Origin of the sequence: Geobacillus kaustophilus (assembly GCF_000948285.1) — a bacterium.
Classification (GTDB): domain Bacteria; phylum Bacillota; class Bacilli; order Bacillales; family Anoxybacillaceae; genus Geobacillus; species Geobacillus thermoleovorans_A.
The window spans coordinates 389,037-402,797 of sequence record NZ_JYBP01000003.1; the positions used below are offsets into that span (position 1 = coordinate 389,037).

11 protein-coding genes are annotated in these 13,761 nt (G+C 55.0%); 9 read left to right on the plus strand and 2 right to left on the minus strand.

Annotation, left to right across the window (positions count from 1 at the left end; translation table 11 throughout):
- Window positions 1-13: 13 nt before the first annotated feature.
- Genes queA through yajC form a run of 3 tightly spaced genes read left to right on the plus strand, consistent with a single transcriptional unit; the run spans window position 14 to window position 2,498 of the window.
- Window positions 14-1,042, plus strand: a complete 1,029-nt coding sequence (queA, locus tag LG52_RS02440) for a tRNA preQ1(34) S-adenosylmethionine ribosyltransferase-isomerase QueA (RefSeq protein ID WP_044730720.1) — start codon at window positions 14-16, stop codon at window positions 1,040-1,042.
- Between the two features lie 17 nt (window positions 1,043-1,059).
- On the plus strand, window positions 1,060-2,202 hold the full coding sequence (tgt, locus tag LG52_RS02445; RefSeq protein WP_044730721.1) for a tRNA guanosine(34) transglycosylase Tgt: 1,143 nt from the start codon (window positions 1,060-1,062) through the stop codon (window positions 2,200-2,202).
- Window positions 2,203-2,225: 23 nt separating this feature from the next.
- Window positions 2,226-2,498 (plus strand): preprotein translocase subunit YajC, encoded by a 273-nt coding sequence (gene yajC / locus LG52_RS02450; protein WP_044730722.1) that lies wholly within the window; start codon window positions 2,226-2,228, stop codon window positions 2,496-2,498.
- Window positions 2,499-2,661: 163 nt separating this feature from the next.
- Here yajC and LG52_RS02455 read toward each other — a convergent pair whose 3' ends face one another.
- Together LG52_RS02455 and spoVB are read right to left on the minus strand one after the other, a co-directional pair.
- Window positions 2,662-3,045: a TIGR04086 family membrane protein gene (locus tag LG52_RS02455; RefSeq protein ID WP_044730723.1), complete on the minus strand. Its 384-nt coding sequence runs from the start codon at window positions 3,043-3,045 to the stop codon at window positions 2,662-2,664.
- A gap of 66 nt (window positions 3,046-3,111) precedes the next feature.
- Window positions 3,112-4,674: a stage V sporulation protein B gene (spoVB, locus tag LG52_RS02460; protein ID WP_044730724.1), complete on the minus strand. Its 1,563-nt coding sequence runs from the start codon at window positions 4,672-4,674 to the stop codon at window positions 3,112-3,114.
- A gap of 111 nt (window positions 4,675-4,785) precedes the next feature.
- Between spoVB and LG52_RS02465 the strand changes: the two genes are divergently transcribed.
- From LG52_RS02465 to LG52_RS02490, 6 genes are all read left to right on the plus strand, one after another.
- The gene (locus LG52_RS02465; protein ID WP_044730725.1) at window positions 4,786-5,073 is read left to right on the plus strand and encodes a post-transcriptional regulator; all 288 of its coding nucleotides are present in this window, start codon (window positions 4,786-4,788) and stop codon (window positions 5,071-5,073) included.
- 112 nt (window positions 5,074-5,185) lie between these two features.
- Window positions 5,186-7,438 carry a protein translocase subunit SecDF gene (gene secDF, locus LG52_RS02470; protein WP_044730726.1) on the plus strand — a complete coding sequence of 751 codons (2,253 nt, stop codon included), beginning with the start codon at window positions 5,186-5,188 and terminating at the stop codon, window positions 7,436-7,438.
- Window positions 7,439-7,576: 138 nt separating this feature from the next.
- Window positions 7,577-8,485 (plus strand): cation diffusion facilitator family transporter, encoded by a 909-nt coding sequence (locus LG52_RS02475; protein ID WP_082055765.1) that lies wholly within the window; start codon window positions 7,577-7,579, stop codon window positions 8,483-8,485.
- Between the two features lie 57 nt (window positions 8,486-8,542).
- Complete coding sequence (recJ, locus tag LG52_RS02480; RefSeq protein WP_044733056.1) at window positions 8,543-10,909, plus strand: single-stranded-DNA-specific exonuclease RecJ; 2,367 nt, start codon at window positions 8,543-8,545, stop codon at window positions 10,907-10,909.
- Window positions 10,900-11,412 (plus strand): adenine phosphoribosyltransferase, encoded by a 513-nt coding sequence (locus LG52_RS02485; protein WP_013144641.1) that lies wholly within the window; start codon window positions 10,900-10,902, stop codon window positions 11,410-11,412. Before recJ ends, LG52_RS02485 begins: the two co-directional genes overlap by 10 nt.
- Window positions 11,413-11,560: 148 nt before the next feature.
- Window positions 11,561-13,759, plus strand: coding sequence for a RelA/SpoT family protein (locus LG52_RS02490; RefSeq protein ID WP_044730727.1), 2,199 nt, complete (start codon window positions 11,561-11,563; stop codon window positions 13,757-13,759).
- Window positions 13,760-13,761: the final 2 nt, after the last annotated feature.

The window sequence follows — 13,761 nt, forward strand, 5'->3', positions numbered from 1 at the left end:
GAAGGAGAACTGCATGAAAGTCGATTTGTTTGATTTTCGTTTGCCGGAAGAGTTGATTGCGCAAACGCCGCTTCCAGACCGGGCGGCATCAAGGCTCATGGTGCTCGATAAACGAACGGGCGCCATTCGCCATGAAATGTTTCGCAACATTATTTCGTACTTGAATCCGGGCGACTGCCTCGTTTTAAACGATACGCGCGTCATGCCGGCGCGGCTTTACGGCGAAAAAGAGGAAACGGGCGGAACGGTCGAAGTGCTGCTGTTAAAGCAATTGGACGGTGACCGTTGGGAGACGCTCGTCAAGCCGGGAAAACGAGTCAAGCCAGGAACGAAACTCACCTTTGGCGAGGGGAAGCTTGAAGCCGTCTGCCTCGATACGCTGGAACACGGCGGGCGAGTGCTTGAGTTTTCGTATGACGGCCTGTTTTATGAAGTGTTGGCCGAACTTGGAGAGATGCCGCTGCCCCCGTACATTAAAGAAAAGCTTGACGACCCGGAACGGTATCAGACGGTGTACGCCCGTGAAATTGGTTCGGCGGCGGCGCCGACCGCCGGTTTGCATTTCACCGAAGAGCTGCTTGACGCCATTCGTGAAAAAGGGGTGCATATCGTCTTCATCACCCTTCATGTCGGGCTTGGCACATTTCGGCCGGTGCAAGTGGACGAAGTCGAGAAGCACGATATGCACGCCGAGTTTTACCAAATGAGCGAGGAAACGGCCGAGACGTTAAACCGCGTTCGGGAGCAGGGCGGCCGCATCATCGCCGTCGGCACGACGTCGACACGGACGCTCGAGACGATCGCGGGCAAACATAACGGCCGATTTGCTGCAGAAAGCGGCTGGACCGACATTTTCATCTATCCGGGCTATGAGTTCAAAGGGATTGATGGGCTGGTGACGAACTTCCACCTGCCGAAATCGACGCTCATCATGCTCGTGAGTGCGCTCGCCGGGCGCGAAAATATTTTGCACGCGTATGAAGTGGCGGTGAAAGAGCGGTATCGCTTTTTCAGCTTCGGCGATGCGATGCTCATCATTTGAGAAAGGAGACGAGCACGTTGACGACACCGATTCGCTTTGAACTGATTAAAACGTGCCGGCAGACGGGCGCGCGCCTCGGCATCCTCCATACGCCGCACGGCTCGTTTGAAACGCCGATGTTTATGCCGGTTGGGACGCTCGCCACGGTCAAGACGCTGTCGCCGGAAGAGCTGAAACAAATGGGGGCCGGCGTCATTTTAAGCAACACGTATCATCTTTGGCTGCGCCCCGGGCATGACATTGTCGCGGAAGCGGGCGGGCTGCATGCGTTTATGAATTGGGATCGCGGCATTTTGACCGACTCCGGCGGCTTTCAAGTGTTTAGCTTAAGCGAATTCCGCCGCATCGAGGAAGAAGGCGTCTATTTCCGCAACCATTTAAACGGCGATAAGCTGTTTTTATCGCCGGAAAAAGCAGTCGAAATTCAAAATGCGCTTGGCGCCGACATCATCATGGCGTTTGATGAGTGCCCGCCGTATCCGGCGACGTATGAATACATGAAACAGTCCATCGAGCGGACGAGCCGTTGGGCCGAACGATGCCTGAAAGCGCACCGTCGCCCGAATGAGCAAGGGCTGTTTGGCATCGTCCAAGGCGGCGAGTATGAGGAGTTGCGCCGGCAGAGCGCTCGCGATTTAGTGTCGCTCGATTTCCCGGGCTATGCGGTCGGCGGGCTGTCGGTCGGCGAGCCGAAAGACGTCATGAACCGGGTGCTTGAGTTTACGACGCCGCTTCTGCCGGCGGACAAGCCCCGCTATTTAATGGGCGTCGGTTCGCCGGATTCGCTCATTGACGGGGCGATCCGCGGCATCGACATGTTCGACTGCGTCTTGCCGACGCGCATCGGCCGCAACGGGACGGTGATGACGAGCGAAGGGCGGGTCGTCATTAAAAACGCCCAGTACGCCCGCGATTTTTCGCCGCTTGACCCGAACTGCGACTGCTACACGTGCCGGAACTATACGCGCGCGTACATCCGCCATCTCATCAAATGCGATGAAACATTTGGCATTCGCCTCACGTCTTACCATAACGTCTATTTTTTGATAAAATTGATGGAGCAGGTGAGACAAGCGATCCGCGAAGATCGACTCGCCGATTTCCGCGAGGAATTTTTCGAACGCTACGGCTTCAACAAGCCGAACGCGAAAAACTTTTAACGGCTGGAAAGGAGGGGGATTGCATGAACGCAACGATCGCCAACTTGCTGCCGATCGTGCTGTTTTTCATTATTTTCTACTTTTTGCTCATCCGTCCGCAGCAAAAACGGCAGCGCGCCATCCAGCAAATGCAGGCGAATTTGAAAAAAGGCGATAAAATCATCACGATCGGTGGATTGCACGGCATCATCGACTCGGTCGATGAGGACAAAATCATCGTTCGCGCCGGCGACGGCACGCGGCTGACGTTCGACCGCTCCGCGGTGAGAGAAGTGGTGGCGGAAAGCAAGGTGTAGCGAAAGCGCGGCCATCGGCGTCTAAGCTTGAGCGCCGATTTGAACGGCGGTGCGAAAAGCGCGAGCGAGACGCAATCTCGTTTCTTACCATCGCGCTCTCCATCACAAAAGGTGTCCCGTTTGCTTTGAGGACACCTTTTGCTTTTGCGCTGGTTTGTCGTTTTTACGTCCGTTCATAGCGCGACGATGACAAATTGACCCCGACGATGCCGCCTAAGGAAGCGGCGGCGAAAAAGGTCAGGTGGTACAGCCATTGTTCGACGGTAAACGATTTTTCCATGCCAAGAAATTGAAACAAAAAGATGATCGCCGTAAATAAGAGGCCGGTCAGCCCGCCGGCGAGCCATCCTTTTTCTTGGCTTTTTCCCCCGGCGACAACGCCGCCGATAAACAGCGAGACAACCGAGGCGGCAAACACGATCCAGGTGAGCGACGATTCGTGAATGTCCGTCCATTTGAGCAACAACGAAAAAATGAAGCTGACGAGCGCCGCCAACACAAAAATGGTGGCGATTCCATACACCAGTGCACTGCCAAGCCGTGACACCGCGATCCCTCCTTGGCCCAAACGCTTTTTACCACAATATATTCACCGCCGGACAGGTTTAGACGTTTATTTACGCTTGTTTTTGCCGGCCAGCCAGTGCAGCCCCGGAAGGTAGACGAGCTCTTCGCGCCGGATGAGCCGGAACAGAACGAGGCAGGCGGCATATAGGACGGCTGTCGCGGCTATGGCAAGCAGCGTCCAAAGCGGTGCGGGCACGGCCAAAAGCGGATGGCGGGAGAGCGCATAGCCGATTGCGCCCGCGGCGATGATGGCGCTAAGCGCTTTGATGTACTCGCGCGCATCGATGGAAAAAGACACCGCCTTGACGACCGTGGCAAAGTGAAGCAACGTCACAAGAACGGTGCTGACTGCAGTCGCCAGCGCCGCGCCCATAATGCCTAAACTTGGACGGGAAGCAAGGACGAAGATGCACACGAGCTTCACCACTGCTCCGATCAAGCTGTTCGTCATGGCGGCGTTCGCCAAGTCCAGTCCTTGCAAGACCGCCTGCAGCGGGCCTTGGAAATAATACAATAAGAAAAAAGGCGCCATCACTTGAATAAAGATCGCGGCTTCACCTGTGCCGTACATCCAGCGCATGAGCGGCTCGGCGAACAAGTAAAGAACGACGGTGGAAAGGCCGCCGGTGACAAGCGACAAGCGCATCGCCTGGGCGATTCGGTATTCGACCAAAAGCAGCTTGCGTTGCGCCATTGCTTCGCTGATGGCCGGCACCAGGGCGGTCGAAAGCGCGTACGTAATAAACGACGGCAACGTCAGCAATGGCAACGCGTAGCCGACAAGCTGTCCGTATTGCCTCGTGGCAGTGGAGGCGGCGATGCCGGCCAATGCCAAGCTGTTGGCGACGACGATTGGTTCAAAAAACCAAGAAAGTGAGCCGATCAAACGGCCGCCGGTTGTCGGCAGGGCGATGCGCATGAGGCGGACGAACGTCTCTTTGCCGGCTTGGACGTAGTGAAAAAACTTTGTCCGCAGACGAATCGATTTTTTAACCTTAAATAGAAACAGCAAATACAATAATGCTGCCAGCTCGCCGAGAACAGAAGACGCCATGGCGCCGGCGGCGGCATACTCGACGCCGTACGGCAAAAGCGGCTGTGTGCATAAGGCGATCAAGCTGATGCGGACGATTTGTTCCATCAAGAGCGAGTAGGCGTACGGTTTCATTTGCTGGCGTCCTTGAAAGTAGCCGCGCAGCACCGAAGAGATGGCGACGATCGGCACAATTGGAGCGATGGCAAGAAGCGGATAGTACGTGCGCGGGTCGGTGAACATCGTCCGGGAGAGCCATGGCGCAGCTGCGATCAACGCCGGCAGAAGCACGATGCTTAAGGTGCCGGTGGTGGTGAGCGACACGACGAGGATTTTTTTGACCTGCTGCCGGTCGCCGGCCGCCTCTGCTTCGGCGACGAGTTTGGAAATGGCGACCGGCAGCCCGATCTGCGTCGCTGTAATCGCCAAAACGAGCGTCGGCACGGCCATCATGTACAGCCCGACTCCTTCATCGCCGATCATGCGGGCGACGACGATTCGGTTGATGAAACCGAGAATTTTCGTAATAAAGCCAGCGGCGATTAAAATGACCGTACCTTGTAAAAATTTAGACATTTTCTCTCCCTGCCTTCTCAAATGCCTCCATCTTTTATACAATATATGCAAGGCCCATGGCCAAGCATGACAACATTGGCAGGCGGCAATGGATACGAGGGGGGATGGGGGATGGATGAAAGCCGGAAGCTGCGCGAACAGCTCATGCCGGCGCTCGAGTCGAAGTGCGATGAGTTTCGTCTTCTCGGCTATACGCAAGTGACGATGGACGGGCTGTGGGAATGTTTATGTTCCCGCAAGTGGAAGCATCGGCCGGCGGAAAAAAGGCTGCATGAGTTGGTCAGCGACATTTTCTCTCTTTCGGCGGGCGAGTATATGACATTTTTGACGATGCGTTCGTATAAACAACAGGCGGCCGGCGATGATGAGTTGAAGCGGGTTTTAAAGGAATTGTTATAGTGGAAAATTGACACTTGCCGGCTGCTGTTTCATAATGGAAGGCGAGGCCAATGTTTTGCTTGGCGCTGCGGCGGACGGCGCCGAAGCAAGTTGAAGGAGGATCTTAAGGAGAATGGTAAAACGAAGCCGCATCGTCGCCTTTTTTCTGCTCCTGCTTTTGTTTGCTGGAGTGATGGGGCCGACGATTCGAGGAATTGTACATAACATCAAACTGGGCCTTGACTTGCAAGGCGGTTTTGAAGTGCTGTATGAAGTGAAGCCGGCCAAAAAAGGCGATAAGATCGACCAAGAGACGCTGCAAAGCACTGTCAGCGCGCTGAATAAACGGATCAACGTCCTTGGCGTCAGCGAGCCGCGGGTGGACATTGAAGGAGGAAACCGCATCCGCGTCCAGCTCGCCGGGGTGAAAGACCAAAATGAGGCGCGCGAAATTTTGTCCACACAGGCGAAATTGACGTTCCGCGACGTCAATGACAACGTGCTCATGGACGGGAGCGATCTCGTCCAAGGCGGAGCAAAGCTGTCGTTTGATGAAAACGGCCGACCGAGCGTCGCTCTGAAATTGAAAGACGCCGACAAGTTCCGCCAAGTGACGGAAAAAGTATATAAAATGGGGCCGCCCAACAACATTTTAGTCATTTGGCTCGATTTTAAAGAAGGGGTGGACTCCTACCGGAAAGAGGCGGGCAAAGCCGATCCGAAATTTATTTCCGCCGCTTCGGTCAATCAAGTGTTCAATCAGACGGATGTGTCGATCGTCGGCAATTTTACGGTCAAAGAAGCGCAACAGCTGGCTGATTTGCTCAATGCCGGCGCGCTGCCGGTCGAGCTGCATGAAATTTATTCGACGTCCGTCGGCGCTCAGTTTGGGAAAAACGCCCTGCAAAAAACGGTGTTGGCCGGCATCATCGGCGTGGCGGCGATCTTCTTGTTCATGATTTGGTTTTACCGGCTTCCTGGGATCATCGCCGTCATTACGCTGTCGGTATACATTTATTTGATTTTGCTTTTGTTTGATTGGATGAACGTCGTGATGACGCTGCCGGGCATTGCTGCCCTTATTTTAGGGGTTGGGATGGCGGTCGATGCCAACATTATTACGTACGAACGGATCAAAGAGGAGCTGAAGCTCGGCAAGTCAATGCTGTCGGCGTTCCGCGCCGGCAAACGCGGGTCGTTTGCGACGATTTTTGACGCCAACCTTACGACGATCATCGCCGGCGCTGTCCTCTTTATTTATGGGACAAGCTCGGTGAAAGGATTTGCGACGACGCTCATCATCAGCATCATCGTCAGCTTTCTCACTGCCGTTTACGGCACGCGGCTGCTGCTCGGCCTGCTTGTGTCAAGCCGGTGGTTCGATAAAAAGCCAGAGTGGTTTGGCGTCAAGAAATCGGAAATCTTAAACATTGCCGAAACGACCGAGGAAACGGAAGTGCCGACAAAATTTGACCGCTGGGATTTTGTCAAACATAGCAAAAAGTTTTTCGTTTTCTCTGGCGCATTGACGATCGCCGGCGTCATCTCGTTGTTTGCGATGGGGTTGAATCTTGGCATCGATTTCACTAGTGGCACGCGCGTTGAGGTGACGAGCAGCCAGCCGATTGACGCCAAAGAACTGAGCGGTTATTTCGAGCGGCTCGGCTACAAGCCGGAAGGTGTCGTCCTGTCCGGCACGGACGGGAAAACAGGCGTCGTCCGCTTGATTGGCGTGCTCGATAAGCAAGAAATTGCCAAGTTGAAAAACGAATTGAAGCAAGCGTATGGCAACGAACCAAACATCAGCACCGTCTCGCCGGTCGTCGGCAAGCAGCTTGCCCGCAATGCGCTCATCGCTGTGCTTATTTCATCGATCGGCATCATTCTTTACGTGACGATCCGCTTTGAGTGGCGGATGGCGTTGGCAGCGATCGTCGCCCTGTTGCATGACGCCTTTTTCATTGTCACGGTGTTCAGCTTGACGCGTCTTGAAGTCGATTTGACATTCATCGCCGCGGTGCTGACGATCATCGGGTACTCGATCAACGATACGATCGTCACGTTTGACCGCATCCGGGATTTGATGAAAAAGCGGAAAGTGAAAACGGTCGACGACTTGAAGCATATCGTCAACCGGGCGTTGCAGCAAACATTTACGCGCTCGGTCAACACCGTATTGACCGTCTTGTTTACAGTCATCGCGTTGCTCATCTTTGGCAGCGAAGCGATCCGCAATTTCAACCTCGCTTTGCTCGTTGGACTTGTGTGCGGCGTCTATTCGTCGCTTTGCATCGCTTCTCAGCTTTGGGTCGTTTGGAAGGGACAGGAGTTCAAAAAAGGGAAAGGAGCCAAAAAAGCGGCGGCCGAGGCCGAACCACAGGTGTAACAGCGCGCCGGAAAAGTGTGAATGTGCTTTTCCGGCGCCTTTTTGTTCGGTGCAATGCTCGGGGCGGAAAATGGATACACTAACCGTCAGATGCAATATAGGCAGCGCGTGAGGCTGCTGAATGCAAAGGTGGGGGAGATGGCCATGGAACACGAACAGCGGTTCAGGCAGGCGAAAACGGCAGCGATCGTCGGGATTGCTGGAAATATGGCGCTTGCTGCCGTCAAGGCGGCGGTCGGCGTGTGGAGCCAAAGCCAAGCGTTGATCGCTGATGCCGCCCATTCGGCGTCCGATGTTGCCGGCTCGTTCGCCGTTTGGGTTGGACTGCGGGCTGCCGCGCGTCCGCCGGACGAGGATCATCCGTACGGGCACGGAAAAGCGGAGTCGATTGCCGCCATTATTGTGGCGGTTCTTCTCTTTCTTGTTGGGCTTGAGATCGGGCGCTCATCGTTTCTGTCATTTTTCGCCCCACTGTCGCCGCCGGGGGCGGCCGCCATTTACGTCTTGTTGTTGTCGATCGCCGTCAAAGAGGCGATGTTTCGCTATAAATACCGGCTCGGGAAAAAGCTAAACAGCGATGCGCTGATCATCAACGCCTATGAGCACCGATCGGATGTGTTTTCGTCGTTTGCTGCGCTCATCGGCGTCGGCGCCGCCATTGTCGGTGGAAAATGGGAGATTGGCTGGCTTGTATACGCCGATCCGCTCGCCGGATTGTTCGTCTCGCTGCTTGTTCTGAAAATGGCATGGGACCTTGGCCGACAGTCGGTCCATACGGCGATCGACCATGTGCTTCACGAAGAAGAGGCCGGCTATTTGCGCGAGGCGGTCTTGTCCGTTCCCGATGTGCGGCAAATCAATGAGCTGCATGCGCGCGAGCACGGCCATTACGTCATCGTCGATTTGAAAATCGCCGTCGATCCGCGATTGACGGTCGAAGAGGGGCACCGAATCGGAAAAAAAGTGAAAGAAAAACTGCTGACGCTGCCGCGCGTCCGCAATGTCATGGTTCACATCAACCCGTACAACCCGGAAAAAAAACCGTAATGTCGTTGCCTGCCCTTTTCTCCTTTTTGTATAATAAGGAGAGTTGAGGTGGGAGACATGTTGAAAGCGAAAACGCGTTGGGAGGTGGAGCGCCTCGATGAGCAAGTGGTGAGGCGGCTTGCTGAGGAAGCCGGCGTCCCGCCCTTATTGGCGAGGCTTCTCGTCCGCCGCGGGGTGCGGACGGCCTCGGAGGCGGCGGCGTTTCTCAATCCGCTTGAGCAACCGTTTCATGATCCGTTTTTGCTTGACGGGATGGAGCGAGCGATTCAGCGTCTAAAGCGGGCGATCGACGCAGGTGAACGAGTGTTGGTATACGGCGATTATGATGCCGATGGCGTTTGCAGCACGTCGGTGATGGTGAGTGCTCTCAAGGAGGCGGGGGCGTCGGTCGAGTTCTACATTCCGAACCGATTTACGGAAGGATACGGGCCGAACATGGCGGCGTTTCGCTCCGCAAAAGAGCGCGGCGTTTCCGTCATTGTGACCGTCGACAATGGGATTGCGGCGGTCAAGGAAATTGCGGCCGCCAACGAGTGGGGGATGGATGTCATCGTAACGGATCACCACGAGCCAGGTCCGGTGTTGCCGGAGGCGCATGCGATCATTCATCCGAAGCAGCCGGGAAGTACATATCCGTTTCGCGATTTAGCCGGCGTCGGCGTTGCGTTTAAGGTAGCCCATGCCTTGCTTGGGCGGGTGCCGCGCCATTTGCTTGATTTGGTCGCGATCGGCACGATCGCTGATTTGGTTCCGCTTGTTGGGGAAAACCGCCTCTTTGTTGCACACGGGCTTGAAGCGTTGCGAGCGACGGAGCGCATCGGGCTGCGCGCTCTTTTTCGGCAATGCCGCATTGATGCGGCGGCCATCAACGAACAGACGGTCGGATTTGTCATCGCTCCGCGCTTGAACGCGGCGGGGCGCCTCGGCGGCGCCGATCCGGCAGTGGCGCTCTTAATGACGGACGATGAGAACGAAGCGGTGCAGCTGGCGGCGGAGATGGACGAGTTAAACCGCGAACGTCAGCAGCTTGTGGCACAAATCGCTGAAGAAGCGGCGGACATGGTGCGCCGCCAATTTCCTCCTGAGGAACATCGCGTCTTGGTTGTGGCAGGCGAAGGATGGAATGCCGGAGTGGTGGGCATTGTCGCTTCTAAGCTTGTCGAGCAGTTTTACCGCCCGGCGGTCGTGCTTTCAATCGACCGGGAAAAAGGGATCGCCAAAGGGTCAGCCCGCAGCATTCATGGGTTTGACTTATTCGCCAGCCTGTCGCAATGCCGCGACCTGTTGCCGCACTTTGGCGGCCACCCGATGGCGGCGGGGATGACATTGTCGCTTGATGATGTCGAAGAATTACGGCAACGGCTGAACGACATCGCCGCCGAAACGTTGTCTGAGGACGATTTTACGCCGCCGACGTTCATTGATGCTTCCTGTTCGATTGCTGAGTTGACGCTGTCGGCCGCCCGCAGCCTTGAGCGGTTCGCTCCGTTTGGCGTCGGCAATCCGCGGCCGCTTGTTCTCATTGAAGGGGCGTCCGTTGAAACCATGCGGCGCGTCGGGGCGAACGGAGCCCATATGAAAGCCGTCTTTTCCCAAGACGGGGCCGCGATCGATGCCATCGGCTTCGGCCTTGGGCCGTTATGCGAAGAAATCGCTCCGGATGCGCGCATTTCGGCGGTCGGGGAGCTGTCGGTGAACGAATGGAACGGGTTCGCCAAGCCGCAGCTGTCGTTGTGTGATCTGGCGGTCAGCGACTGCCAGCTGTTTGACGTCCGCGGCTGCCGCGACGTCCGTCCACTTCTTGAGCGGCTGCCAAAAGAGAAGCGGCTAGTCGTCTCCTTTCGCTGTGAAACTGGGCAGCGCCCGGACGTGGCGCCATTTCGCGGGGAGCTTCATTGCGTGCCGACCGAAGAAGAGGCGGGCGCCTTATCGATTGACGACCGCTATGTCGTGCTGCTTGACGTGCCGCCGCGGCTGGCCTTGCTGTCGGCGCTTCTTGGCAGCGGGCGGCCGGCGCGCATTTACGCGGTGTTTGCCCAGCCCGAGGCGCAATTTTTCCGCACGTTTCCGACGCGCGACCATTTTAAATGGTTTTACGCCTTTTTGCATCAACACCGTTCGTTTCCGCTCGCCAAGCGCGGTGGTGAGCTGGCCCGCGCCCGCGGTTGGACGGAAGAGACGGTTCATTTTATGGCGAAAGTATTTTTAGAGCTTGACTTTATCAACGAACAAAACGGCGTCATTTCGCTCGTTCATCAGCCGGCGAAGCGCGATTTGCACGAATCGCCGACGTACCGCCGGCGGCGGGACGAGCTCGAGGCGGAGCATCAGTTAGTCTATTCCACTTACGAGCAATTGAAACGCTGTTTGGCGGAAATGACACGTTCGCAAACGCACGAGGAGGCAAACGTATCATGGACTTAAAACAATACATTACGATTGTGCCCGATTTCCCGAAGCCGGGCATCATGTTTAAAGATATTACAACGCTGATGGACAACGGTCCGGCGTACAAATATGCGACCGACCAAATTGTTCAATATGCGCGCGAAAAACAAATCGATATCGTCGTTGGTCCGGAAGCGCGCGGCTTTATCATCGGATGCCCAGTCGCCTATGCGCTTGGCGTCGGATTTGCGCCGGTGCGCAAGGAAGGGAAGCTGCCGCGCGAAGTCGTCCGTGTGGAGTATGGCCTGGAATATGGAACAGATGTCTTGACGATGCATAAAGATGCCATTAAGCCAGGGCAGCGCGTGTTGATCACCGACGATTTGCTGGCGACGGGCGGGACGATGCGGGCGACGATCGATTTGGTGGAACAGCTCGGCGGAGTGGTGGCCGGATTGGCGTTTTTGATTGAGCTTACCGAGCTTGGCGGCCGCAAAAAATTGGAAGGCTACGATATTTTGACGCTGATGCAGTTTTAAACAGTCGACATTGTTCGCATCTTCGGATACAATAAAGAAAAAAGGGGCACTCACACATGAGTGCTCTTTCTTATTAACCGTATGAACGCAACGGACCTCTGTGCTTTGCAGCTTCAATTTTAATCGATTAAAAAGGTGATTCAACCCTATGGCCAATGAACAAGTGCTGACAGCGGAGCAAGTGTTTGAACGAGCGAGCTGTTATTTGTCGGAACAAGACGTCGCCTTTTTGAAAAAGGCGTATGAGTTTGCCAAGCACGCCCATCGCGACCAATTTCGGAAATCGGGCGAACCATACATCATCCATCCGATTCAAGTCGCGGGCATTTTGGTGGACTTAAAGATGGACGCGACAACGATCGCCGCCGGGTTTTTGCATGATGTCATCGAAGACACCGAGGCGACAAAAGAAGACCTCGAGCGCGAGTTCGGCGCGGAAGTGGCGATGCTTGTCGACGGGGTGACGAAGCTTGGGAAAATTAAATATAAATCGCAGGAAGAACAGCAGGCGGAAAACCACCGGAAAATGTTTTTGGCCATGGCGCAAGATATCCGGGTCATTTTGATCAAGCTCGCCGACCGGCTGCACAATATGCGGACGTTAAAACATTTGCCGGTGGAAAAGCAACGGCGCATTGCCAATGAGACGCTCGAAATTTTCGCTCCGCTCGCGCATCGGCTCGGCATTTCGAAAATCAAATGGGAGCTTGAGGATACGGCGCTTCGCTATTTAAACCCGCAGCAATATTACCGCATCGTCAATTTAATGAAGAAAAAGCGGGCCGAGCGCGAGCAATATTTGGAGGAAGTCATTCAAGAAGTGCGCGAACGGCTCAACGAAGTGCATATTCCTTGCGAAATTTCCGGGCGTCCGAAACATATTTACAGCATTTATCGAAAAATGGTGATGCAAAATAAACAGTTCAACGAAATTTACGATTTGCTCGCTGTCCGCATCATCGTCAACAGCATCAAAGACTGCTATGCTGTGCTCGGCATTATTCATACATGCTGGAAGCCAATGCCGGGGCGCTTTAAAGACTACATCGCCATGCCGAAGCCGAACATGTACCAATCGCTCCATACGACGGTGATCGGCCCAAAAGGCGAACCGCTTGAGGTGCAAATCCGCACGTTTGAAATGCATCAAATCGCCGAGTTCGGGATCGCCGCCCACTGGGCGTACAAAGAAGGAAAGACGATCAAACCCAACTCGTTTGAAGAAAAGCTGTCTTGGTTTCGGGAAATTTTGGAATGGCAAAACGACGCCAGCAATGCCGAAGAGTTCATGGAATCGCTCAAGATGGATTTGTTTTCCGACATGGTGTTCGTCTTCACGCCAAAAGGCGATGTCATCGAGCTGCCGGCCGGATCGGTGCCAATCGATTTCGCTTACCGCATCCATTCGGAAATCGGCAACAAGACGATCGGGGCGAAAGTCAACGGCAAAATGGTGCCGCTTGACTACAAGCTGCAAACGGGCGACATCGTCGAAATTTTAACTTCCAATCATTCGTACGGTCCGAGCCAAGACTGGCTGAAACTGGCGAAAACGTCGCAGGCGCGCAACAAAATCCGCCAGTTTTTCAAAAAGCAACGGCGCGAAGAAAACATCGAAAAAGGCAAAGAGATGGTCGAAAAAGAGGTGCGCAGCCTCGGCTTTGAGCCGAAAGAAGTGATGACGGCCGACAACGTAAAGCGCGTCGCCGAAAAGTTCAACTTCTCGAACGAAGACGATATGTATGCGGCAGTCGGCTATCATGGCATCACAGCGGCGCAAATCGCCCATCGGTTGACGGAAAAATGGCGAAAGCAGCGCGATCTCGAGGAACAGCAGCGCAAACTGGCCGAAGCGGTCTTCGAAGCCAAGCTGCCAGCTGGCAAAAAGCGCGACTGCGGCATTCGCGTCCAAGGAATGGACAACTTGCTCATCCGTTTGTCGCGCTGCTGCAACCCGGTGCCGGGCGATGAAATTATCGGCTTCATTACCCGCGGCCGCGGCATTTCCGTCCACCGCGCCGATTGCCCGAACGTCAAGACCGAAGAAGCGGCCGATCGGTTGATTGCCGTAGAATGGGAGAGCGGAGCAAACGGCGAGCGTGAATATAACGTGGACATTGAGATCACCGGATTTGACCGCCGCGGTTTGCTGAATGAGGTGCTGCAGGCGGTGAATGAAACGCGCACCGATATTTCCGCCGTCTCGGGACGCTCAGACCACCGACATAAAATTGCGACGATCCATATGACAATCGCCATTCATAATTTGAGCCACTTGCAAAAAGTCGTCGAACGAATCAAACAAATTCCCGACATTTATTCCGTCCAGCGCTTGATGAACAACTAAGG